Raw genomic sequence first — 23,728 nt, forward strand, 5'->3', positions numbered from 1 at the left:
CGGCGAACGTCCGGAAAGGATGGTGGGCGTGACAGAAGTCGTGACGAACACAGCCCCGCCGCTGCGGGACGAGGCCACCGCCGCGGCGGCCGGCGCCGCGCTCGCCTCGGGCGTCCGGATCCGCACCCTGGCCGAGGTCGCCGACCTGGCCGCGGTGTCCCGGCTCTTCGAATCGATCTGGCGGCCCGCCCCGGGAAACCCCCTGGTGACGGCCGAGCTGCTGCGGGCCATGGTGTCGGCGGGCAACTACGTGGCCGGCGCGTTCGACGGGCCTGAGCTGCTCGGTGCCTGCTTCGGGTTCTTCGGCGAACCCGCGAAGGGAGGACTGCACAGCCACATCGCCGGCGTCGCGACGGCCGGGCACGGCCGCGGCATCGGCTTCGCGCTGAAGCTGCACCAGCGCGCGTGGGCCCTGCGCCAGGGCGTCGCGGAGATCTCCTGGACCTTCGACCCGCTGGTGCGCCGCAACGCCCACTTCAACCTGACCAAGCTCGCCGCCCGCCCGGCGCACTACCTTCCGGACTTCTACGGCCCGATGCAGGACGGCATCAACGGCACCGGCGACACCGACCGCCTCATGGTCACCTGGGACCTGGCGAGCCCGTCCGTGCGGACGGCCGCCGCCGGCCGGCCGGACCGGGTGGACGCGGCGACATTGAGGGGCGCCGCGGTCGCCCTGGCGGCCGGTCCGGACGGAGGCCCGGTCATCGGGGCCGCGGACACGCCGGTGGTGCGGGTCGCCGTCCCGCCGGACATCGAGGCGCTCCGGCGCACCGACCCGGACCAGGGCCGGGCCTGGCGGGTCGCGCTGCGCGAGGTGCTCGGCGGCCTGCTCGCGCAGGGCGCTTCGGTCACCGGATTCGATCGTGCCGGCTGGTACGTGCTCACCAAGGAGTCCCGATGAAGCTCACCGGTGTGGAACTGCTGCGCGTGCGGATGCCCCTGGTCGCCCCGTTCCGGACGTCGTTCGGGACGCAGGCCGACCGCGAACTGCTGCTCCTGCGCGCGGTGACGTCCGAAGGCGAAGGCTGGGGCGAGTGCGGGGCGATGGCCGGTCCGCTCTACTCCTCGGAGTACATCGACGGCGTCGAGCACGTGCTGCAGGCCTTCCTCGTGCCCGCGCTCCTCGCCGCCGGCGACCTGACGGCGAACAAGGTCGCGCCGCTGCTGGCGAAGTTCAAGGGCCACCGGATGGCCAAGGCCGCGCTGGAAATGGCCGTGCTCGACGCCGAGCTGCGCGCGCACGGCATGTCCTTCGGCACCGCTTTGGGGTCCACAAAGGACTCCGTGCCGTGCGGGGTGTCGGTCGGGATCATGGACTCGATCCCGCAGCTGCTGGACGTCGTCGGCGGCTACCTCGACGCGGGCTACCTGCGCATCAAGCTGAAGATCGAACCCGGCTGGGACGTCGAGCCGGTGCGCGCGGTCCGCGAGCGCTTCGGCGACGACGTCCTGCTGCAGGTCGACGCGAACACGGCGTACACGCTCTCGGACGTGCCGCAGCTGCAGCGGCTGGACCCGTTCGGGCTGCTGCTGATCGAGCAGCCCCTGGAAGAGGAGGACGTGCTCGGCCACGCCGAACTGGCCAAGCACCTCCGGACGCCGATCTGCCTGGACGAAACCGTCGTGTCGGCGCGGTCGGCCGCCGACGCGATCCGGCTCGGCGCCTGCCGGATCGTCAACATCAAGCCCAGCCGGGTCGGCGGCTACCTGGAGGCGCGGCGGGTGCACGACGTCTGCGCCGCGCACGGCATTCCCGTCTGGTGCGGCGGGATGCTCGAAACCGGGCTGGGCCGGGCCGCCAACGTCGCGCTGGCGGCGCTGCCCGGGTTCACCCTGCCCGGCGACACCTCGGCGTCGGACCGGTTCTACCGCACCGACATCACCGAGCCGTTCGTGCTCGAAGCCGGACGGCTGCCGGTGCCGTCCGGGCCCGGCCTCGGCGTCACCCCGGTCCCCGGGCGGCTGGCCGAGGTGACCACCGCGAAGTCCTGGCTCGCCTAGCGAAACGAGAGGTCCCCATGTCGAAGCTCCCCGAACTCTCCGCCTGGCTGCAGACCCGGCTACCCGCCCTGCTGGCCGAGCACCACGTCCCCGGTGCGGCCGTCGCCGTGTACGCCGGCGGCGAGATCGTCGACCACGCCGCCGGCGTGCTCAACAAGGCCACCGGGGTCGAAGCGGACGTCGACTCGCTGTTCCAGATCGGCTCGATCACCAAGGTCTGGACGGCCACCCTGGTGCTGCAGCTCGTCGACGACGGCGTCCTCGACCTCGACCGGCCGGTCCGGGAGTACCTGCCGGAGTTCGTGCTCGGCGACGAGGCGGCGGCCGCGCGGATCACCGTCCGGCAGCTGCTGTGCCACACCGCCGGCTTCGAAGGCGACATCTTCACCGACACCGGCCGCGGCGCCGACTGCGTCGAGAAGTACGTCGCCACCCTCGGCGACGTCCCGCAGCTGTTCGCCCCCGGCGAGATGTTCTCCTACAACAACGCCGGGTTCTGCGTGCTCGGCCGGCTCGTGGAAGTATTGCGCGGCAAGACCTACGACGCCTGCCTGCAGGACCACCTGTTCTCGCCGCTCGGCCTGACGCACGCGGCGCCGAGCCCGTACGAGGCGATCCGCTTCCGCGCCGCACTGGGACACCTGACGCCCTCGCCCGGCGCGGCGCCGGAACCCGCGAGCACCTGGGCGCTGGCGCCGTCGAACGCCCCGGCGGGCTCGATGCTCGCGATGCGCCCGCGGGACCTCGTCACGTTCGCCGCCATGCATCTGCGGGACGGCGAAGGCGCCGACGGCACCCGCGTGCTCGGCGCGGAGAGCGCCCGCGCGATGCGGGAGCGCCTGGTCGAGCTGCCCGATCTCGGTCTCTTCGGCGACGCGTGGGGCCTCGGCTGGTCGCTGTTCGACGCACCCGGCGGAGAGGTCGTCGGCCACGACGGCGGCACGATCGGCCAGTCCGCGTTCCTGCGCGTGGCCCCGGAGCACGACGTCGCGGTGGCCCTGCTGACCAACGGCGGCGACCCGATCGCCGTCTACACCGAGGTCGTCGGGCACGTCCTGCGCGAGCTGACCGGCATCGCCCTGCGGGTGCCGCCGGTGCCCGACCCGGCCGCGCCGCGGTTCGACGCCTCGCGGTACGTCGGCGAGTACTCGTCGTCGGTGGCGGACATCGTGGTCAGCCAGGACGACGACGGCCGGGTCTGGGTCGAGCGCATCCCGAAGGGGATCCTCGCGGAGCTGGCCAAGCCGGAGAAGACCGAGCTGGTCGCGCTGAACGGTGACACGCTGATCCTGGCCGAGCCGATGCAGGGCATGTACGTGCCGCACGCCTTCGTCGGCGACGACGGCACCGGCCGGGCGCTGTACCTGCACACCGGCCGCGCCGATCGGCGGGTCGACGCGTGAGCGCGGTGGAGGCGGAGATCGCCGAGGTCTTCGCCCGGGCGGACGCGCGCGGGTTCCTGCACGCGCGGGAGATCGGCGGCGGCCCGTCGGTGGCCGTCGGCGCCGACGATCCGGTGGTGCTGGCGTCGGTGTTCAAGATCCCGGTCGCCGTCGCCTACGCGCGGGAAGCCGCGGCGGGACGGCTGGACGAGACGGCCCGGACCCGCGTCGGCCGCCGCTACCGCATCGGCGGCATCGGCACCGCGGGCTGTGCGGACGACGTCGAGATGAGCTGGCGCGACCTCGCGCTGTTCATGCTGACCATGAGCGACAACGCCGCCACCGACGTCGTCTACCACCGGATCGGGCAGCAGGCCGTCGACCGCGTGCTGACCGACCTCGGCCTGCACCGCACCCGGCTGATCGGCTGCTGCGAGGACCTGTTCGCCTCCGCGCTCGCCGACGTCGGGGCGCCCGAAGACGCCGACATCGACGCCGTCTTCGCGGAGGCGACGCCCGAGCAGACCTGGAAGCTCGCGGTGCTGGACCCCGAGCGCACGACGTCGTCGACGCCGAGGGAGATCACCGAGCTGCTGGACGCGGTGTGGACCGACCGGGCGGGCGACCCGGCGGCCTGTGAGCGGGTGCGCTCGATGCTGGCGCGGCAGATCTGGCCGCACCGCCTGTCGTCCGGATTCCCCTCGGACGTCGGGGTCGCGGCCAAGACCGGCACGTTGCCCGCGGTGCGCAACGAAGCGGGTGTCGTGTCCTATCCGGACGGTCGCCGGTTTGCCGTCGCGGTGTTCACCCGCGCGAACTCCCTGGCCGAGCGCCAACCCGCCATCGACGCGGCGATCGGCCGGGCCGGCCGGCTCGCCGTGGACCACCTGCGGAAGGAGAAGCGATGACGCACCACCATTTCCTGCGGGGGTCCGGGTGGCGGAGCCCCCGGCCCGGGGCGAAGCCCCGGTTCGACACCGGAACGGTGGTGGTCCTGTTCGGCGCGCTTGCCCTCGCGGCCACCGCCTGCGCGGGACCGGGCGGCGGCAGCGCGGCCGGCGGCACCCTCGCCGACGGCAAGACCTTCACCCTCGGGCTGCCCTCCGACCCGGGCAACCTCGACCCGCACATGTCGGTGCTGGCGGTGACCGCGCAGGTCGACCGGTTCCTCTACGACTCCCTGCTCGACCTCACCCCCGACGGCAAGCCGCTCCCGAACCTCGCCGAAAAGTGGGACGCCACGAACACCACGGCGAAGTTCACCCTGCGGCCCGGCATCACCTGCGCGGACGGGGCCCCGCTGACCGCCGCCGACGTCGCCGCGAACATCGTCTTCGTCGGCGACCCGGCCAACAAGTCGCCGTTCGCGGGCCTGACGATCGCGCCCGGCACCAAGGCCAGCGCCGACGAAGCCACCCGGACGATCACCGTCACCAGCGGCGGACCGGACGCGTTCCTGCTCCGCAACGTCGGCGAACTGCCGATCGTCTGCGGCAAGGGGCTGGCCGACCGGAAACTCCTGGCCACGGGCGGCAGCGGCACCGGCATGTTCGCCGTTTCCGAGATCGTGCCGAACGACCACTACACGTTCACCCGCCGCAAGGACTACGCGTGGGGGCCGGGGGACTGGAAAGCGCAGCAGCCGGGCCTGCCGGACAAGGTCGTCGCCCGGGTCGTCCCGAACACCGCGACGGCGGCGAACCTGCTGCTGTCCGGTGAGGTGAACGCCGGTCAGATCAACGGGCCGGACCGTCAGCGGCTGGAAGCGCGCAAACTCTTCCACGCGGACTACCTCGCCCCGCTCGGGGAGATCTTCTACAACCAGGCCCCCGGCCGCCCCGGCCAGGACGAGGCCGTGCGGCGCGCGCTCACCCAGGCGCTCGACCTCGCCCAGCTCGGCAAGGTGCTCACCAACGGCACCGGCAAACCGTCGCAGGGCCTGGTCACCGCCGAGCCGAAGGCGTGCTCGGGCGACACCGTCACCGGCCACCTGCCCAACCACGACCCGGCCGCCGCCGCGTCCGCTTTGGACGCCGCGGGCTGGAAGGCCGGCCCGGACGGCGTGCGCGTCAAGGGCGGCAAGCGGCTGACCCTCACCGTCCTGTACGGCACCCAGCTCGGCCCGACCATGGCGCCCACCGCCGAACTGGCCCAGCAGACGTGGAAGTCCCTCGGCGCCGAGGTCACGCTCAAGGCCGTCGACAGTCCCGGCCTGTCGCAGGTGCTGTTCGGCACCGGCGAGTGGGAGGTGTCCCTCGGGCCGCTCGGGCTCACCCTGCCCAGCCAGCTGGTGCCGTTCGTGTCCGGCCCGGCCGCGCCGGACGGGACCAACTTCGGCCACATCGCCAACCCCGGCTACGACCAGGGCGTGAAGCAGGCGGCCGCGATGAGCGGCGAGGCCAGCTGCCCGGCCTGGCAGGCCGCCGAGACCGCGTTGATCAAGCGCGTCGACGTCGTGCCGTACATCGACTCCGTCGTGCCGTACTACGCGAGCGCGTCGCGGTTCGAGGTCAGCCAGGGCGCCATCACGCCGTCGACGATCCGGATGTACGCGCGATGACCACGGCGGCGGCGCCCGCGCGGCTGCGCGGCGGACCGTGGCCGGCGTTCGCCGCCCGGCGGCTGACCCGGTTCGCCGTCTCGCTGTGGGCGCTGGTCACCGCGGCCTTCCTGATGATCCACCTGGTCCCCGGCGACCCCGTGCGGGCCGCGCTCGGGATGACCGCCCCGGCCGACCTGGTGCGGGCGAAGCGGCTGGAACTCGGCCTCGACGACCCGCTGTGGGTGCAGTACGGGCACTACCTGCGCGGCCTGGTCACCGGCGACTTCGGGACGTCGATGGCGAGCGGCCAGCCGGTCACGCAGGTGATCGGCGACCGGCTGCCGGCGACCCTGCAGCTGGCGGTGCCGGCCTTCGCGGTCGTCGTCGCCGTCGCGATCCCGGTCGGCGTGGTCTTCGCGGTGCTGACCCGCGGTGGCCGCCGCCGCGGCAGCGAATTGGTGTTCACCTCGGTGAGCGCCTTCCTCGCCGCCGTCCCGGAATTCCTGGTGGCGGTCGCGCTGGTGGCGCTGCTCGCGGTCGGCCTCGGCTGGTTCCCGGTGGCCGGAGGCGACGGCGCGAGCGCGTACGTGCTGCCGGTCGCGGCCCTGGCCACCGGGCCGTCGGCGGTGCTCGCCCGGATCGTCCGGGTGGAACTGCTTTCGGTGCTGGGCGCCGACTTCGTCCGCACTGCGCGGGCGAAACGGCTGCCCGCGCGGCTGGTCTACGTCCGGCACGCCCTGCCGAACGCGCTGACCGCGACCCTGACCCTGGGCGGGCTGATGCTGACCGGGATGGTCGCGGGCACGGTGCTGGTCGAGAACGTCTTCGCCTGGCCCGGTCTCGGCTCGACGATCGTGCAGTCGATCCTCCAGAAGGACTACCCGCTGGTGCAGGGGATCGTGCTCGTCTACGGCGTCGGCGTGCTGCTGGTGAACCTGCTGGTCGACGTCGTGCTCGGGCTGCTCGACCCGCGCTCGGCCATTCGGGAGGCGTGACATGGCGCGACGCGGTACCTGGGCGGCGGCCCTGCGCACCCCGGTGGGCGCGTGCTCGGCGGTGCTGCTGGCCCTGGTCGTCGTCCTGGCCGCGCTGGGCCCGCTGCTGTGGGGCGAGGGCGCGGCGGCGATCGACACCGACGCGATCGGCCAGGGCCCGTCCGGGGCGCACCCGTTCGGCACCGACTCCCTCGGCCGCGACCTGCTGCTGCGCACCCTGGTCGCGACCCGGCTCTCGGTCGGCCTGGCCGTGCTCGCCACCGCGATCGGCGCCGGCACCGGCGTCGTCCTCGGGACGCTGCCGTCGGTGCTGCCCCGGCGCGTGGGCCGGTTGCTGACGGCGGTCGTCGACATCGCCGTCGCGTTCCCCGGCCTGCTGCTGGCCCTGTTCCTCGCGGTGATCTTCGGCGTCGGCACGCAGGGCGCGGTGCTGGCGATCGGGTTCGCGACGGCGCCGGCGTTCGCGCGGCTCGTGCAGACGCTCTCGGCGTCGGTCAGCGGCCGCGATTTCGTCGCCGCGGCCCGGATCGCCGGCGTCGGCCGGATCCGGCTGCTGGCCCGGCACGTGCTGCCGAACATCGGCGAACCCCTGGTGGTCAACGCGACCATCGGGGCGGGCTCGGCGCTGCTGGCCTTCGCCGGGCTGTCGTTCCTCGGCATCGGCGTGCAGGCACCGGACTACGACTGGGGACGGCTGCTGCGCGAGGGCCTGGACGGCATCTACGTCACCCCGGTGGCCGCGCTCGCCCCGGCCGCGGCGGTGGTGCTCGCCGGGCTGGCGTTCAACCTGGTCGGGGAGACGGTCGCCGCGGTGGTCGGCGTCCGGACCCGGGCGACCCGGCGTGGGGCGCCGCCGCTGCCGGCGGCCCGGCCCGCGCCGGGCGAGCCGCCCGCGGACGCCGTGCTCGTGGTCGAGAACCTCCGGGTCGCCTTCCCTGGGCCGTCCGGCTGGACGGTCCCGGTGCGCGGAGTCAGCTTCAGCGTCCGCGCGGGCGAGGCGATCGGCGTGGTCGGCGAGTCCGGCTCCGGCAAGAGCCTGACCGCGCTGGCCGTGTCCCGGCTGGTCGAAGCGCCCGGCCTGGTCACCGCCGACCGGCTCGAATTCGCCGGGAAGGCCTTGGCCGAGGCGTCCGACCGGGAGCTCGGCACCGCGCTCGCCATGGTGTTCCAGGACCCGATGACGTCGTTCAACCCCGCCCGCCGCGTCGGCGGCCAGCTCGCCGAAGTGTCCGAGCAGCACCACGGCCTGTCGCGGCGCCAGGCGTTCGCCCGCGCGGTGGACCGGCTGGCCGCCGTGCGCGTCCCGGCCCCCGAGCGGCGGGCGCGGCAGTACCCGCACGAGTTCTCCGGCGGCATGCGGCAGCGGGCGATGATCGGCATGGGCCTGATGGGCCGGCCGAAGCTGATCGTGGCCGACGAGCCGACGACCGCGCTCGACGTCACCGTGCAGCGGCAGGTGCTGCGGCTGCTGGCCCGCACGCGCGAGGCCGAGGGCGCGGCGATCCTGCTGATCAGCCACGACATCGCCGTCGTGGCCCAGACCTGCGAACGGATGCTGGTGATGTACGCCGGCCGGATCGTCGAGGACCTCCCGAGCGGTGCCGCGGCCCGGCACCCGTACACGCGGGCGCTGCTGGCCACCACGGTCGACCTCGACACCGACCGCGACCGGCCCCTCGAGGTCATCCCCGGCCGCCCGCCGGAGCCCGGCCAGGTGCCGGAAGGCTGCGCGTTCGCCGCCCGGTGCCCGGTGGCCTCGGACCGCTGCCGCACCGAAGACCCGGTGCTCGAACCGGCCGGGGACGGCCACCGGGTCGCCTGCTGGCACCCGCAGGTCACCGTCCTTTCCGGACAGTCGCACGAGGAGGGAGCCGCGTGAGCGCTCTGGAGTTCGACGCGGTGAGCGTCCGCTACGGCCGGCTGACCGCGGTCGACGGCGTCAGCCTGACCGTCCCGTCCGGACAGGTCGTCGGCCTGGTCGGCGAGTCCGGCTCCGGCAAGTCGACGCTCGCCCGGGCGGCCGCCGGGCTCGCGCCGGTCAGCGCGGGCCGGGTCCGGCTCGGCGGCGTCGACGTGCGCCGGCTGCCGCGGCGGCGGCCGTTGCAGATGGTGTTCCAGGACCCGTATTCGTCGCTGGACCCGCGGATGGCGATCGGGGAGTCGATCGCCGAGGCGATGCCGCGCGGCGCCGGACGCCGGGCCGAGGTGGCCCGGCTGCTCGAACTGGTGAACCTCGACCCCGAGCGGGCGGACCTGCTGCCCGGCCGGCTTTCGGGCGGCCAACGGCAGCGCGTCGCGCTCGCCCGGGCGTTGGCGGGACGGCCGAAGGTGCTGATCGCCGACGAGATCACCTCGGCGCTCGACGTCTCGGTGCAGGGGGCCGTGCTCAACCTGGTCCGGGACGTGCAGCGGCGGCTCGCGCTGTCGATGCTGTTCATCTCGCACAACCTCGCCGTGGTGCGGTACGTCAGCGACGTCGTCGCGGTGATGTACCTCGGCCGGATCGTCGAGGCCGGGCCCGCCGCGCAGGTCCTCACCGATCCCCAGCACCCGTACACGCGGGACCTGCTGGCCGCCGCGCCCTCGGCCCACCGGAGCCTGCTCGACGACACCGGCGACGACCCGCTCGCCGACACCGAACCCGCCGATCCGCACCACCCGCCGTCCGGCTGCCGCTACCACCCGCGCTGCCCGATCGGGCCGCTCGCGCACCCGGACCGCACGGTCTGCATCACCACCGACCCGGCCGGCGAGGCCGCGGGCCGGTCCCACTCCGCGGCGTGCCACTTCGCCGCCGGTCATCCCACGAGGAGATCCGCATGACCCGACGTCCCGGCATCGACGACCTCGACGCCTTCGTCTCCCCCGAGCAGCCGGCGATGGCGCCGGACGGCCGCCGGATCGCGTACGTCCTGCGCACCGCCGACCGCGACGAGGACGAGGACACCCGCTCGCTCTGGCTCGTCGGAACCGAGGGCGGCGAGCCGCGCCGGCTCACCCGCGGCCCGGCCGACCTGGCGCCGGCGTGGTCGCCGGACGGCACGCGCCTGGCGTTCCTGCGCGCCCAGGACGGCCCGGCCCAGCTCTGGCTGCTCCCGGCGGACGGCGGTGAGCCCGAACGGGTCACCACGCTGCCGCTCGGCGCGGGCACCCCGGTCTGGCGCCCGGACGGCGCCGAGATCGCCTTCGCCGCCCCGGTCGACCTCGCCGCGGACGAGGGTGAAGACGCCGCCGCCCGGGCCCGTCGTGCGGGCGCTCCCGTGGTCGCCGACCGGCTCGACTTCAAGGCCGACGGCGCCGGGCTGCTCCGGACGCTGCGCAAGCACGTCCACGTCCTCGACGTCGCCACCGGCGAGGTCCGGCAGGTGACGTCGGGGGACTGGCACGCGGGCGACCCCGCGTGGTCGCCGGACGGCGCGCTGCTGGCCTTCCCCGCGGGCCAGGACGCCGACGCCGATCTGACGTTCCGCTCCGGCGCGTACGTCGTCGAGCCGGGCGGCGAGCCGCGCCTGGTCGGTTCGGGCGAGGGGATGTGCGGCACGGTCACCTGGACCGCCGACGGCCGCGCGCTGCTGGTCGTCGGCCGCCGCGACACCGCACCCGGGCACCTCGGGCTGCTGCGGATCCCCTTGGACGGCGGGGAAACCACCGACCTGGCCGCGCCGCTGGACCGGAACGTCATGCCGGGGGCGCCCGGTTATCCCGGCGCGCTGCCGCAGCTCGCGGGCGACACCGTGCTGTTCTGCGCGCGCGACCGCGGCTACACCCACCTCTACGCCGTCGACCCCGACGGGGGCGAGCCGCGGCTCGTGCTCGGCGGCACCGGGAACGCCGTGGCGGCGATGTCGGTCGCCGGGAACACGGCGGCGATCGTGCTGGGCACGCCGACGTCCTACGGCGAGATCGCGACGGTCGACCTGCCCGGCGGCGAGATCGAGCTGCGCACCGCGCACGGGCCCGGCTTCGAGCCCTTCGCGGGCGAGGAACGGGAGTTCACCATCTCCGACGGCACGGTCGTGGCCGGCTGGCTGCTGCGCGACCAGGCCCGCACCGGCCCGCGGCCGCTGCTGCTGGACATCCACGGCGGCCCGCACAACGCGTGGAACGGCACCGCCGACGCCGTGCACCTCTACCACCAGGAACTCGTCGCGCGCGGCTGGGCGGTGCTGCTGCTCAACCCGCGCGGCAGCGACGGCTACGGCGAAGCGTTCTACACCGCCGCGGTCGGTGCCTGGGGCGTCGCCGACGCCCGGGACTTCCTCGAGCCCGTGGACACCCTGGTCGCCGAGGGCGTGGCCGACGCGCGGCGGCTCGCCGTGTCCGGCTACAGCTACGGCGGCTTCATGACCTGCTACCTCACCAGCAGGGACGACCGCTTCGCCGCGGCGATCGCGGGCGGGGTGGTCAGCGACGTCGTCAGCATGGCCGGCACGTCCGACAGCGGGCACTACCTCGGCGTGGCCGAACTCGGCGCGATCCCGTGGGAGAACCGGGCCCACTACGCGGCGCTTTCCCCGCTGGCCCAGGTGGAGAAGGTGCGGACGCCGACCCTGGTGGTCCAGGGTGCCGCCGACGACCGGTGCCCGGCCGGGCAGGCCGAGCAGTGGTTCACCGCGCTGCGCGAGCAGGGCGTGCCGACCCGCCTGGTGCTCTACCCGGGTGCGTCCCACCTGTTCATCCTCGACGGGAAGCCGTCGCACCGGCGCGACTTCAACCGCCGCATCGTCGACTGGGTTTCGCAGTACGCGGGCGAGCCGGGCCGGCCGGCGCAGGTGCCGCTGGACGCCGCGCACTGGCAGCGGCGCCTGGCCGCGCTCGCGCGCAAGCACCGCGTCCCGGGCGCGTCCCTGGGCATCCTGCGCGGCGGCGAGCGGGTACTCGCGAGCCACGGCGTGCTGAACACGGCGACCGGGGTCGAGGTCACCGACGACTCGGTGTTCCAGATCGGCTCGATCACCAAGGTCTGGACGGCCACGGTGGCGATGCAGCTGGTCGACGAGGGCCTGCTGAAGCTGGACGCGCCGATCGCCGACGTGCTGCCCGAGCTGCGGCTGGCCGACCCCGACGTCACCAAGCAGGTGACCCTGCGGCACCTGCTCACCCACACGAGTGGCATCGACGGCGACGTCTTCACCGACACCGGCCGCGGCGACGACTGCCTCGAGAAGTTCGTCGGCCTCCTCGACGAGGTCGCGCAGAACCACCCGCTCGGGGCGACGCTGTCCTACTGCAACTCGGGGTTCGTGCTGGTGGGCCGGGTGATCGAGAAGCTGACCGGGCAGACGTGGGACGCGGCCCTGCGCGAGCGGCTGTTCACCCCACTGGGTCTCACCCACACGGGGACACTGCCGGAGGAGGCGTTGCTGCACCGAGCGGCGATGGGCCACGTCGCGGCGGGTGACGGCGCGCCGGCACCGGCGCCGGCCTGGATCCTCCCGCGTTCGGCGGGCCCGGCCGGCCTGATCACGGCGACGGCGGCGGACGTCCTGGAGTTCGCCGGCCTGCACCTGGCGGGCGGTGGCGAGGTGCTGTCGGAGGCGTCGTCGGCGGCGATGACCGAGTGGCAGGCGGACATGCCGGACAAACACACGCTGGGTGATTCGTGGGGCCTCGGCTGGATCCGCTTCGAGTGGGACGGCCACCGCGTGATCGGTCACGACGGCAACACGATCGGGCAGTCGGCGTTCCTGCGGTTGCTGCCCTCGCACGGCCTGGCGGTCACGCTGCTCACCAACGGCGGCAACACGCGCGACCTGTACGAGGAGCTCTACCGCGAGATCTTCGCTGCGCTGGCGGGAGTGGCGCTGCCGCGTCCGGTTGCGCCGGCCGCCGAGCCGCCGTCGGTGGAGGTGGCCGAGTTCGTCGGAGTGTACGAGCGGGCGTCGATGCGCATCGAGGTCTTCGAAGGGGAGACGGGCCTGCGGATGCGGCAGTCGATCACCGGCCCGATCGCCGAGCTGGTGCCGGAACCGACGACGGAACACGACCTGATCCCGTTGGGCGGCCCGCAGTTCGCGTTCCGCGAGCCGGGCACCCGGTCGTGGATCTCGGCGACGTTCTACACCTTGCCGACGGGGGAGCGTTACCTGCACAGCGGCGTCCGCGCGACGCCGAAGGTCGGGTAGCGGCGTCGGAGTCCCGCTTCCACTCGTCCGGTGGAAGCGGGACTCAGTGGTGCGAAGTGGTTTGCGGGACCGGGCTGCGCCGGATGAGCCAGGTGCCGGCGAAGGCGATGAGGCCGACGACCCCGGCGACGATGAAGGCCGCTCGCAGGCCGGAGGCGTCCGGGCTGGCCGCCGTCGTGTCGTGGCTGCCAATGGTCGCCACCGTGACGAACATCGCCGTGCCCAGCGCGCCGGCCACCTGCTGCAGCGTCGAAAGGATCGCGCTGCCGTGCGAATACAGGTGTTCGGGCAGCACCCCGAGCGACTCGGCGAACAGCGGCGTCATCATCAGGCCCAGCCCGGCCATCATCAGCACGTGGATCCCGATCACCGCGATCAGCGGCGAATCCGGCCCCAGCACCGCGAACAGCCACAGCGAAGCGGCCATCGCCGCCGCGCCGGGGATGACGAGCGGGCGGCTGCCGACCTTGTCGAACAGCGCGCCGACCGGGCGGCCCAGCAGGCCCAGCACCAGACCGCCGGGCAGCACCGCCAGCCCGCTGACGAACGTGCTCGTGTGCAGCACGGTCTGCAGGTAGAGCGGCAGCAGGATCGCCGCGGCGCCGATCAGGCACACGAACAGCAGGCCGGTCAGCACCAGCGCGACGACGAAGCTGCGGTGGGTGAACGGCCGCAGGTCGAGCAGCGCGCGGTCCCGGCGCTGCAGCCGCAGCTGCCGCCAGGTGAAGACCACCAGCGCCGCGACGCCGACGACGATCGGCACCCAGCCCGGCACCGCCGGCTCGGCCCCGGCCTGCTCGCCGCTGGAGGACAGGCCGTACAGCACCCCGCCGAACCCGATCGCCGACAGCAGCACCGACGGCACGTCCAGCGGTACCTGACGGCGCTCGCTGCCGATGCGCAGCAGCAGCCCGCCGGCCACCAGTGCGGCGATCGCCAGCGGCAGCACGATCCAGAACATCCAGCGCCAGCCGAGCGGCAGCACCGCGCCGCCGATGGTCGGCCCGATCGCCGGCGCGACCGCGATGACGATCGTGATCGTGCCCATGGTCGCGCCGCGCCGTTCCGGCGCCACCAGCCGCATGACCGTGGTCATCAGCAGCGGCAGCATCACGGCGGTGCCGCAGGCTTGCACGACGCGCCCGGCCATCAGCAGCCCGAACCCGGGCGCGAGCGCGCTCAGCAGCGTGCCCAGGCTGAACGCCGCCATCGAGAACAGGAAGACCTGCCGCGGCGAGAACCGTTCGAGCATGAACCCGGTGGTGGGGATGACGACGGCCATGGTCAGCAGGAACCCGCTGGTCAGCCACTGCACGGTCGTCGTCGGCACCCGCAGGTCGACGGTCAGGTCCCGCAGCGCGACGCTCAGGATGGTCTCGTTGAGGATCATCACGAACGCGGAGAGCACGAGAGTCCCGATGAGGAGTCCCGAGCGCGCCGGGGCACGGTTCACGTCGGCGGGCGGGGTGGACACGGTTTTGGTCATCGGGGTGGGACTCTCCTGGTCGGCCGGAGACGGCCGTGGCGAACACGGACGTCCTTCGCAGTGTGCCCGTTTCGGGCCGCTTCTGTCAGGCGGATTTCGGGTCACCGGCCCCCCTGCGCGGCCGCCGGAGGCGTCCGATATGCTTCCGCCAGTACGAAGTTCCGCAGCGCGCGATTAGCTCAGCGGGAGAGCGCTTCCCTGACACGGAAGAGGTCACTGGTTCAATCCCAGTATCGCGCACCACGAGTCCACCCCGGATTTCGTGGAAGTTCGTACATGGGCGATTAGCTCAGGGGGAGAGCGCTTCGTTCACACCGAAGAGGTCACTGGTTCGATCCCAGTATCGCCCACTCCACAACGAAGAAGGCCCCGTCCGCGGACGGGGCCTTCTTCGTTTGCCGGCTCGATCACAACAGGCGCCGCTGCACGACATCGGCGATGACCGTGTGGACCGTTTTCGTCAATTCCCCGGTGTCGGGCAGGGTTCCGCGGCGGCGGCCCGCGAACAGCAGGTGCGCCGCACCGATCAGCGACAGGGCGAGCGAATCCCCATCGGCGTCCGCGGCGATGCGGCCCTGTTCGCGTTCGGCTGACAGGTAGTTCGTCAGCATGTCCCGCGCCTCGGCCAGGATCGGCAGGCCGGATTGCTTGCGCACGCGGGCCCGCAGTTCGTCGCGGAAGAAGACCAGGCTCGTCAGCGCGACCGTGATCGGGTCGAAGAGTTCGACCAGCGCGTCGACGAGGTTGTCGGCGACGGTCCGGGTGCCGGCGGACGCTCGCAGGAGGGCGTCCTGGTCCGCCAGCCGGGTGATGCGGTCGCGGACGAGTTCGGCCAGGAAGTCGTCGAAGTCGCTGAAGTGCCGGTGCAGCACGCCCTTGGCGACGTCGGCCTCGGTGGTGACGGCGCGGCTGGTCAGAGCGTTCGGCCCGTCGCGCAGGAGAACTCGCTCGGCCGCGTGGAACAGCTGCTGGCGCACATCGCGCAGGTGGACCCCGGTCGGCATGGTGCCCATTCTCCGGTACCCCCGCCGGTTGTCCTAGTGGGCGAGTGCCCATTAGAGTGGGCACATGCCCACTCAACCTCACGAAGCCCGCGCGATGGCGGAGTCCTTCGGAACCGATGTCGAACGCTACGACCGAGCGCGCCCGGCGTACCCGCGCGAACTGGTGGACCGGATCATCGAGGCAAGTCCGGGTATCGACGTCCTGGACGTCGGCTGCGGAACGGGGATCGAGGCCCGCCAGTTCCGCGACGCGGGCTGCCGGGTGCTCGGCATCGACCCCGACGCCCGGATGGCGGAGTTCGCCCGCGGCGGCGGAATCGACGTCGAGGTGGCGAAGTTCGAGGACTGGCAACCGAAGGGCCGGACGTTCGACGCGGTCATCGCCGGCCAGGCATGGCACTGGGTGGACCCGGCCACGGGCCCGGCCAAGGCGGCGGGCGTCCTGCGGCCGGGTGGGCTGCTGGCCGTGTTCGCGCACGTGTTCCAGCCGCCCGCGCCGGTGGCGGAGGCCTTGGCGACGGCGTGCCGCAGGGTGCTCCCGGGTGCGCCGTTCGCGGGCGAGTCCCGCCCGGCGGCGGAGATCTACGACGTGATGTTCACGGGGTTCGCCGAGTCAATCGCGCGGGCGGACGCCCTGGGTACGCCGGAACGTTGGAGCTTCGAGTGGGAGAGGACGTACACGCGCGAGCAGTGGCTCGACTTCCTGCCGACAACGGGCGGCTTGACCCGCCTGCCACCGTCCGACCTGGCCGAGGTCCTGTCCGAAGTCGGCGAGGCGATCGACGACCTCGGCGGGAGCTTCGTGCTGCCGTACGCGACGTTGGCGGTGGTGGCGATCCGGGATTGACAAAAAAAGTTGTCGGTGAGACGGTGGTGAAACCCGAGAACAACCTCGGCTCTATTCGGCTCAACTGGGGAGTAACCATGTCTTTTCAGGCCTACCTCGACAACGCGGAGAAGCAGACGGGCATCACCCCCCGCGGCTTCCTGGAGCTGGCGGCGGCCAAGAACCTGACCAAGACGGGCGAGATCGTGGCCTGGCTCAAGCAGGAACACGCCCTGGGCCACGGCCACGCAACGGCGATAGCCCGTTTGGTGACGAAGGGCCCGGAGTACGTGGCGCAGAACCACGCAGGAGGAACCCTCCACCTGGACGGCTTGGCGGCAAGGACCTGACCGGGACGGCGGCCGCCATCTCGCCGGGTTGATCGTTGGTCAGCGGGCCGGGCTCGGCCCGCCAACCGGCTTGGCCAACCAGGCCCGCCAACCAATCCTGCCAGCCGGGCCCGCCGACCAGCCGGGCTTGCCAACCCGACCGAGCCCGTCCAGCCGCCAAGCCTGGCCAACCACCCAGGCCGGCCAACGACCAGACCCCCCTGCCGACCCGATACGCGGCCGCTGAACAATCCGGCGATCGGGCCGGCAGAAGGGCCCAAAGCAACTTCAAGACAGAGAACCCACAAAGCCGCAGAGGCATCACACGTGATCAGAGAGGCATCGAAGCTGATCACCCAGCCGAGATGGGCCCGAGGAAAGTCCCCCCGGAGACGTCCAACGTCCGCCCGGTGATCCACCGCCCACCGAGCCCGGCCAGAAAGCCGACCACCTCGGCGACATCCTCCGGCTCCCCGACCCGACCCAGCGCCGTCATCGCCGCCAACCCGGCGGCAGCCTCGGGAACCGCCAGGACGGCCTCGGTCATGTCCGTCCGAATCGGACCCGGCGCCACCGTGTTCACCGTGATGCCCCGGTGCCCCAGCTCGTTGGCGAGCGTCGGTGCCAACGCCTCGACCGCGGCTTTGCTCACCGTGTAACCGATCTGCGACTGAACGGCGATCCGCGTGGCCATCGATCCCACCATCACCACCCGGCCGCCCTCGTTCAGCACCGGCAGCAACCGTTGGACGAGCAGCATCGGCGCCTTGACGTTCACCGCCAGCAGCCGATCCAGCTCGTCCTCGGTCAGCTCCCCGATCGAGCTGTGCGAGCTGATCCCCGCGTTGTTGACGAGGATGTCCAAGCCGTCCCCGAAGGCCGCGGTCACCGTGTCCACCAGCCGCTCGACGGCGCCGGCGTCGCCGAACCGGGCCGCCACGGGGAAGGCGTGCCCGCCCGCGTCCTCGATCAGTGACACGGTTTCCTTGGCCGCGCCCTCGTTGCCCCCGTGGTGGACGGCGACCACCGCCCCGTCCGCGGCCAGCCGCAGCGCGATCGCCCGCCCGATGCCCCGCGAAGCTCCCGTCACCAACGCGTTCTTCGTCATGCCACGCTCCCCAAGGTCGTTGCCGGACCGTCGTGGCCCGGCGTCGACCGAAGGTTTCCGCCCGGCGCTGACCGGGCGCGTACCACGCGCGCACCGGCCGGCCGGGCCGCGGTCAGCGCGCGGCCGCGACGGCCGGCTCCCGGACGGCGACCGGCGACCGCCGCGGCAGGAACGCCGCCACGGCCAGGGCGATCAGCGCCGCCGCCGAACCCATGCCCAGCACGAGCCGGAACCCGTTCTGCGACGGCAGGGTCGCCGGTCCGAACGAGATCGTCAGTCTCGCCAGGATCAGCCCGGCCGTGGCGCTGGACACCGACGTCCCGATCGATCGCATCAGCGTGTTGAGGCTGTTGGCGGCCGCGGTCTCCGACACCGGCACGGCCCCCATCACCAGCGCGGGCATCGCCCCGTAGGCGAGCCCGATCCCCGCGCCGATGATGCTCGAGATCAGCACCAGGTGCCAGGTCGCGCTCATCAGCACGACGCCGAGGCCGTACCCCGCGGCGACGACCACCGCGCCGAGCATCAGCGTCGTCTTCGGCCCGCGGGTCGCCGAAATGCGGGCCGACACCGGGGCCAGCGCCATCATCACCAGCCCCGACGGCGCCATCACCAGGCCCACCGCCAGCATCGACTTCCCGAGGCCGTACCCGGTGGCCGCCGGCAGCTGCAGCAGCTGCGGCAGGACCAGGGACATCGCGAACATCGCGAAGCCGAACACCGCCGAGGCGATGTTGGTCAGCAGGACCTGGCGCCGCGCGGTCGTCCGCAGGTCCACCAGTGGCTGCGCGGTCCGCAGTTCCCAGCGGCCCCACAGGAACAGGACGACGACGGCGGCCGCGAACAGGCCCAGCGTCGCCGCGCTGCCCCAGCCCCAGTCGGCGCCCTTCGAGATGGCCAGCAGCAAGCACACGAGCGCGATCGAGAGCCCCGCCGCGCCCGGCACGTCGAACCGGCCGCCGGTGCGGACCGGCGACTCCGGCACCAGCGCGACGACCAGCGCCGTGACCACCACGCCGAGCCCGGCCGCGGTCCAGAAGAGCGCGTGCCAGTCCGCGTTTTCGGCCAGCAGCGCCGCCGCCGGCAAGCCCAGCGCGCCGCCGACGCCGAGTGACGCGCTCATCAGCGCCGTCGCGGAACCGAGCCGCTCGGCCGGCAGCTCGTCGCGCATGATGCTGATCCCGAGCGGGATGACGCCGGCGGCCAGGCCCTGCAGCGTCCGTCCGGCGACCATCGGCACCAGGCTGTCGGAGAGCGCGCCGATCGTCGAGCCCGCGACCAGCGCGCCGAGGCTGATCAGCAGCATCCGCCGTTTCCCGTACATGTCGCCGAGCCGGCCCATGGTCGGCGTCGCCACCGCGCCCGCGAGCAGGGTGGCGGTGATGGCCCAGGTGGCGTCGGCCGCAGAGGCGTGCAGCAGCCCGGGCAGCGCCGGGATCAGCGGGATGACCAGCGTCTGCATCAGCGAGACGGTGATGCCCGCGAGGGCGAGGACCGCGACGACGAGGTTCGCGCGCGGCGACGCCTCCCCGGCGGCTCTGGACGGATCGGACACGGGTGGGTCCTCCAAGAACGTTGAATTAAATCAGTCGCTTGACTTAGCCTAGCAGTCTTCGGTTGACTGATCACGAACCGACGGCGACGGCGGAGGAACGATGACGACGACCGAGATCCCCGAGTTCCCGATGACCCGGGCCGCGGGCTGCCCGTTCGACCCGCCGCCCGCCGCCCGCGCGCTGCAGGAGGAGGGCCCGCTCGCCCGCGTCCGGCTGTGGGACGGCAGCACGCCGTGGCTGGTGACCCGCTACGCCGACCAGCGGGCGCTGCTCGCCGATCCCCGGATCAGCGCCGACATCACCCGGCCCGGGTATCCGAGCCCCGCGCCGCTGCCGAAGGGCGGCACCGGCATCAGCTTCATCCTGATGGACAACCCCGAGCACGCGCGGCTGCGCAAGATGGTGACGGCGCCGTTCACCATCCGCCGGGTCGCCGCGATGCGCCCGGCCGTGCAGAAGATCGTCGACGACCGGATCGACGAGCTGCTGGCCGGGCCGAAGCCGGTGGACCTGGTCGAGGCGTTCGCGCTGCCGGTGCCCTCACTGGTGATCTGCGAGCTGCTGGGTGTCCCGTACGCCGATCACGACTTCTTCCAGGAGAACAGCAAGGTCATCGTCCACCGGGACGCCCGGCCCGAGGAGCGGGCCGCCGGCCACCGGGCGCTGATCGGCTACCTCGACGAGCTGGTGGGGTCGAAGCTCGGCAACCCGGGCGACGACCTGCTGTCCGGACTGGCCGCGCGCGTCGCGGCGGGGGAGCTGACCCGGGTCGAAGCGGCGCAGATGGGTGTCCTGCTGCTGATCGCCGGCCACGAAACGACGGCGAACATGATCGCGCTCGGCACCCTGGCTCTGCTGGAGCACCCGGACCAGCTGGCGCTGCTGCGCGAGTCCGACGACCCGGCGCTGGTCGCTTCGGCGGTCGAGGAACTGCTGCGCTACCTGAACATCACGCACAACGGACGCCGCCGCGTCGCGCTGGAGGACATCGAGATCGGCGGGCAGACCGTCCGCGCGGGTGAGGGCCTGATCATGGCGAACGACATCGCCAACCGCGACCCGGAGGCCTTCCCGGACGGCGACCGGCTGGACCTGACCCGCGACGCGCACCGCCACGTGGCCTTCGGCTTCGGCGTCCACCAGTGCCTCGGCCAGCCGCTGGCCCGGTTGGAGCTGCAGGTCGTCTACAGCACGCTGTACCGGCGGATCCCGACGCTGGCGCTGGCCACCGACGTCGAACAGATCCCGTTCAAGCACGACGGGTCGGTGTACGGCGTGTACGAGCTGCCCGTCACCTGGTGAGTCAGACGCTCCGCAGCACCGACACCACCGCGCCGAGGATCACCGCGCGGTCGCCGTCGATGACGTCGTAGGCCGGGTTGCGGGGCTCGAGGTACACGTGGCCGTCGCGGCGGCGGTAGACCTTGACCGTCGCCTCTTCGTCGATCATCGCCGCGACGATCTGGCCGGAGTGGGCCTCGGACTGCTGCTTGACCACGACGATGTCGCCGTCGCAGATGGCCGCGTCGATCATCGAGTCGCCGCGGACGCGCAGGCCGAACACCGTGCCGCGGCCGGTGAGGTCGCGGGGCAGCTTGAGGACGTCGTCGGTGTGCTCGACCGCCGAGATCGGCGTGCCGGCCGCGATGTCGCCGACGACGGGCACCGGCACCGAATCGCCGTCTTCGGCGGCGGCCGTGCCGTTCAGGAACGCGCGCACGTCGATCGGGCGTGAGACCGTGGCACCGCGGCGCAGGAAGCCCTTGTCTTCGAGACTGGCCAGGTGCTTGGACACCGACGACGTCGACTGCAGGCCGACGGCCTCGCCGATCTCGCGCGTGCTGGGGGAGTAGCCGTGCTGGACCACCCAGTCCCGGATCGCGACCAGGATCCGCTGCTGCCGCTCCGGCAGGGCCGAGGGGTCGAGGTGCTCGAAGGTGTCGTCGTAGGTGGTCACCGGCGTGATCCTAGAGGCACGCGCCTCGCGGCCCGCCGCCGGTCCGGCGGTCGCGGTCCCGCTCAACGGAACACCGGGTGACAGTTGGCGCCTTACCAACATTGTTCCCGACTTTGCCAGCCGTTGACCTGAGTACCGTTTCGACGTATGGTCTAGACCACAATTTTCCTTCGCTCGTAACCCTTCCCGTCGCGGCGGACCTCCCAGCGAGGCCGGGGCCGCGGTTTCGCCGTGCCCGGCGGCGGGAAGGCGAGCCTGTCCCCGAAGGAGCTTGGAATGAATCGCAAACTGGTCGCGGCCGCCGTGGGCACCCTGCTGGCCCCGGTGCTGGTGGTGCTCAACCCCGCCGGGATCGCCAGCGCGCACGGCTACGTGAATTCGCCGGCGAGCCGGCAGGCGCAGTGCGCCCAGCACATCGTGCAGTGCGGGCAGATCCAGTACGAACCCCAGAGCGTCGAAGGGCCCAAGGGCCTGCGGTCCTGCAACGGCGGCGTGGCCCAGTTCGCCGAGCTCAACGACAACGGCAAGGGCTGGCGCGCCGCGAACGTCGGCCGCACGGTGACCTTCAACTGGACGTTCACCGCCCGCCACCGCACGTCGAACTACCAATACTTCATCGGCGGCCAGAAGATCGCGGAGGTGAGCGGCAACGACCAGCAGCCGCCGTCGACGGTCGCGCACCAGGTGAACCTGGGCAGCCACACGGGCCGCCAGACGGTGCTGGCGGTGTGGAACATCGCCGACACGTCGAACGCCTTCTACGCCTGCATCGACCTGCAGGTGAGCTGAGCCGGGACACCGTCCACGGTGGCCGGACGGGCCGTGTCACCCCCTCGCCGACACGGCCCGCCCGGCCTGTTTCCCGGTGATGAACCGCTTGCGCAGCTCGACCACCTCGGACAGCGCCGCCAGGGCTTCCTCCGGGCGGCCCACGGTGCACAGCAGCACGGCGTGGTTGCTCAGGCTGTTCGCCAGCATCCGCAGCGCGGCTCCGGTCGGGATCGAGGGCCCGGGGCCGTCGTCCCGGGGGCGGCGCAGCGCCACGGCCTCGGCACTGGCCTCGACCCCGGCCTCGGCGAAGCCCAGGCCGAGCAGCTGCAGTGACTTGGTGATGAGGCATTCGGCCAGCATCCCGGCCTGGTAGTACCGCGGGGTCTGGCGGTCCAGCTGCCGGAAGACGGCCTCCGCGTCGGTGAGCGCCGACAGCGCTTCCTCGGGCCGGCCCAGTTCGTTGAGCTGGTGGGCCTGGGTCATCAGGTCGGAGCCCAGCTCCATCAGCTCGACGTCCGGGTGGTACTCGCCCAGGACGGCGGCGAGGCCGGACGTCCGGTCGTGCGGCGCCGGGGACGCCGCCGCCAGCTCGCGGAGTTCTTCGGTCAGCGCGTGCAGATCACGTTCGGGGTGCGCGGCCGCGCGGGCGGCGACGGCACTGAGCACCAGGGGCTGCCCGGCGCAGAACTCCAGGAGCTCGGCCACGCCGTCGCTGCGCGCCCCGATCGAGCCGGCGAGCAGCTGCCGCGCGTCGGTGTCCGGCATCGGCGCGAGCGTGACGCTGTCCGCGCCGGACCCGACGACCAGGCTGTTGAGCCGGTGCCGGCTGGTGATCAGGACGGCGCCGGTCCCCGGCAGCAGCGGCTGCACCTGGTTGGAGTCCCGGGCGTCGTCGAGCACGACGAGCAGCTGCGTGCCCGCCACCAGATTCCGGTAGAGGGCGGCCCGCTCGTCGCTGCCGCCCGGCACCTCGCCGGGCGGGACGCCCAGCGAGAGGAGGAAGTCGCGCAGCACGTCGGACGGGGCCTGTGCACCGAGGTCGGTGCGCGAGCCCCACAGGTCGGCGTAGAGCAGGCCGTCCGGGAAGTCCGTGGTGTGCGCGGCGGCCCACCGCAGCGCCAGGAACGACTTGCCGATGCCGCGCGGGCCGTCGACGACGACGATGCCGGTGCTGCGGGGCCCGGTCAGCTTCGCCGTCAGGGTGTCGAGTTCCGCGGTCCGGCCGACGAACAGCCCGGCGTCGAAGGGGCGAAGCCGCGGCGGGGCGAAGGCGCGCCCCTGGGCCGGCTCCGGGCCGTCCGCCAGGGCGAGCAGCTGGTCGCGTTCGCTCGCCGACAGGTCCAGGACCTGGGCGACGCGCCGCACGGACGGCCCGTGCGGGTGCCCCCGGTCGCCGGTCTCCCACCGCCGCAGGGTCCGGATCGACACCCCGGCGGCTTCGGCCAGGTGTTCCTGGGTGAAGCCCGCGCGGGTCCGGTGCCGGCGGAGCCGTGCGCCCCAGTGCTCGGTCAATCGCCCTCCCCGTCCGTCCCTGCGCGGCCGCGAGTTCCATGATGACCGGGGAAGCGGCGGGAGACCAGGTCGTGGACCGGCCACGCGTGGCCGGTCGGCCGTCACCGGCCCGGCGCGGTGGGTCACGCGCC

General features: G+C 73.0%; 19 protein-coding genes and 2 tRNA genes. 15 read left to right on the forward strand and 6 right to left on the reverse strand.

Going from position 1 to position 23,728, the window contains the following annotated elements:
- Window positions 1–19: 19 nt before the first annotated feature.
- From ACWEF6_RS28135 to ACWEF6_RS28175, 9 genes are read left to right on the forward strand one after another with little or no spacing between them, the layout of a single operon-like run.
- Window positions 20–904 (forward strand): GNAT family N-acetyltransferase, encoded by an 885-nt coding sequence (locus tag ACWEF6_RS28135; protein WP_449685683.1) that lies wholly within the window; start codon window positions 20–22, stop codon window positions 902–904.
- Window positions 901–2,004, forward strand: a complete 1,104-nt coding sequence (gene menC, locus ACWEF6_RS28140) for an o-succinylbenzoate synthase (protein ID WP_449685684.1) — start codon at window positions 901–903, stop codon at window positions 2,002–2,004. Before ACWEF6_RS28135 ends, menC begins: the two co-directional genes overlap by 4 nt.
- 17 nt (window positions 2,005–2,021) lie before the next feature.
- Complete coding sequence (locus ACWEF6_RS28145; protein WP_449685685.1) at window positions 2,022–3,407, forward strand: serine hydrolase domain-containing protein; 1,386 nt, start codon at window positions 2,022–2,024, stop codon at window positions 3,405–3,407.
- On the forward strand, window positions 3,404–4,294 hold the full coding sequence (locus ACWEF6_RS28150; protein WP_449685686.1) for a serine hydrolase: 891 nt from the start codon (window positions 3,404–3,406) through the stop codon (window positions 4,292–4,294). The genes ACWEF6_RS28145 and ACWEF6_RS28150 overlap by 4 nt, the downstream gene beginning before the upstream one ends.
- Window positions 4,291–5,946, forward strand: a complete 1,656-nt coding sequence (locus ACWEF6_RS28155; RefSeq protein WP_449685687.1) for an ABC transporter substrate-binding protein — start codon at window positions 4,291–4,293, stop codon at window positions 5,944–5,946. The genes ACWEF6_RS28150 and ACWEF6_RS28155 overlap by 4 nt, the downstream gene beginning before the upstream one ends.
- A complete protein-coding gene (locus tag ACWEF6_RS28160; protein WP_449685688.1) occupies window positions 5,943–6,923 on the forward strand; it encodes an ABC transporter permease in 981 nt (326 codons plus the stop codon). Before ACWEF6_RS28155 ends, ACWEF6_RS28160 begins: the two co-directional genes overlap by 4 nt.
- 1 nt (window position 6,924) lies before the next feature.
- A complete protein-coding gene (locus ACWEF6_RS28165) occupies window positions 6,925–8,802 on the forward strand; it encodes a dipeptide/oligopeptide/nickel ABC transporter permease/ATP-binding protein (protein WP_449685689.1) in 1,878 nt (625 codons plus the stop codon).
- Window positions 8,799–9,746, forward strand: coding sequence for an ABC transporter ATP-binding protein (locus tag ACWEF6_RS28170; protein ID WP_449685690.1), 948 nt, complete (start codon window positions 8,799–8,801; stop codon window positions 9,744–9,746). Before ACWEF6_RS28165 ends, ACWEF6_RS28170 begins: the two co-directional genes overlap by 4 nt.
- Window positions 9,743–13,048, forward strand: coding sequence for a serine hydrolase (locus tag ACWEF6_RS28175; protein WP_449685691.1), 3,306 nt, complete (start codon window positions 9,743–9,745; stop codon window positions 13,046–13,048). The genes ACWEF6_RS28170 and ACWEF6_RS28175 overlap by 4 nt, the downstream gene beginning before the upstream one ends.
- Before the next feature lie 43 nt (window positions 13,049–13,091).
- Here ACWEF6_RS28175 and ACWEF6_RS28180 read toward each other — a convergent pair whose 3' ends face one another.
- Window positions 13,092–14,534 (reverse strand): DHA2 family efflux MFS transporter permease subunit, encoded by a 1,443-nt coding sequence (locus ACWEF6_RS28180; RefSeq protein WP_449685692.1) that lies wholly within the window; start codon window positions 14,532–14,534, stop codon window positions 13,092–13,094.
- 168 nt (window positions 14,535–14,702) lie between these two features.
- On the opposite strand from ACWEF6_RS28180, the gene ACWEF6_RS28185 reads away from it, so the two are divergent.
- Together ACWEF6_RS28185 and ACWEF6_RS28190 are read left to right on the forward strand one after the other, a co-directional pair.
- Window positions 14,703–14,777: transfer RNA gene (locus tag ACWEF6_RS28185), tRNA-Val, on the forward strand.
- A 35-nt stretch (window positions 14,778–14,812) separates the two neighbouring features.
- Window positions 14,813–14,884: transfer RNA gene (locus ACWEF6_RS28190), tRNA-Val, on the forward strand.
- A 57-nt stretch (window positions 14,885–14,941) separates the two neighbouring features.
- On the opposite strand, the gene ACWEF6_RS28195 is transcribed toward ACWEF6_RS28190, so the two are convergent.
- Window positions 14,942–15,538: a TetR/AcrR family transcriptional regulator gene (locus tag ACWEF6_RS28195; RefSeq protein ID WP_449685693.1), complete on the reverse strand. Its 597-nt coding sequence runs from the start codon at window positions 15,536–15,538 to the stop codon at window positions 14,942–14,944.
- A 94-nt stretch (window positions 15,539–15,632) separates the two neighbouring features.
- On the opposite strand from ACWEF6_RS28195, the gene ACWEF6_RS28200 reads away from it, so the two are divergent.
- On the forward strand, window positions 15,633–16,385 hold the full coding sequence (locus ACWEF6_RS28200; protein ID WP_449685710.1) for a class I SAM-dependent methyltransferase: 753 nt from the start codon (window positions 15,633–15,635) through the stop codon (window positions 16,383–16,385).
- 77 nt (window positions 16,386–16,462) lie between these two features.
- A complete protein-coding gene (locus ACWEF6_RS28205) occupies window positions 16,463–16,714 on the forward strand; it encodes a DUF4287 domain-containing protein (RefSeq protein WP_449685694.1) in 252 nt (83 codons plus the stop codon).
- Window positions 16,715–17,045: 331 nt separating this feature from the next.
- Here the strand turns inward: ACWEF6_RS28205 and ACWEF6_RS28210 are convergent, their stop codons facing one another.
- Together ACWEF6_RS28210 and ACWEF6_RS28215 are read right to left on the reverse strand one after the other, a co-directional pair.
- The gene (locus tag ACWEF6_RS28210) at window positions 17,046–17,801 is read right to left on the reverse strand and encodes an SDR family NAD(P)-dependent oxidoreductase (protein WP_449685695.1); all 756 of its coding nucleotides are present in this window, start codon (window positions 17,799–17,801) and stop codon (window positions 17,046–17,048) included.
- 112 nt (window positions 17,802–17,913) lie between these two features.
- Complete coding sequence (locus ACWEF6_RS28215; RefSeq protein WP_449685696.1) at window positions 17,914–19,356, reverse strand: MFS transporter; 1,443 nt, start codon at window positions 19,354–19,356, stop codon at window positions 17,914–17,916.
- Between the two features lie 100 nt (window positions 19,357–19,456).
- Here ACWEF6_RS28215 and ACWEF6_RS28220 point away from each other — a divergent pair, with 100 nt between their 5' ends.
- Entirely contained in the window at window positions 19,457–20,659 is a 1,203-nt protein-coding gene (locus ACWEF6_RS28220) for a cytochrome P450 (protein ID WP_449685697.1), read from the forward strand.
- Between the two features lies 1 nt (window position 20,660).
- Here the strand turns inward: ACWEF6_RS28220 and lexA are convergent, their stop codons facing one another.
- Window positions 20,661–21,314, reverse strand: coding sequence for a transcriptional repressor LexA (lexA, locus tag ACWEF6_RS28225; RefSeq protein WP_176176834.1), 654 nt, complete (start codon window positions 21,312–21,314; stop codon window positions 20,661–20,663).
- 276 nt (window positions 21,315–21,590) lie between these two features.
- On the opposite strand from lexA, the gene ACWEF6_RS28230 reads away from it, so the two are divergent.
- A complete protein-coding gene (locus ACWEF6_RS28230; RefSeq protein ID WP_449685698.1) occupies window positions 21,591–22,103 on the forward strand; it encodes a lytic polysaccharide monooxygenase auxiliary activity family 9 protein in 513 nt (170 codons plus the stop codon).
- Window positions 22,104–22,139: 36 nt separating this feature from the next.
- On the opposite strand, the gene ACWEF6_RS28235 is transcribed toward ACWEF6_RS28230, so the two are convergent.
- Window positions 22,140–23,597 (reverse strand): helix-turn-helix domain-containing protein, encoded by a 1,458-nt coding sequence (locus ACWEF6_RS28235; RefSeq protein WP_449685699.1) that lies wholly within the window; start codon window positions 23,595–23,597, stop codon window positions 22,140–22,142.
- Window positions 23,598–23,728 lie beyond the last annotated feature (131 nt).

The sequence above is a fragment of the Amycolatopsis sp. NPDC004772 genome, assembly GCF_053601215.1.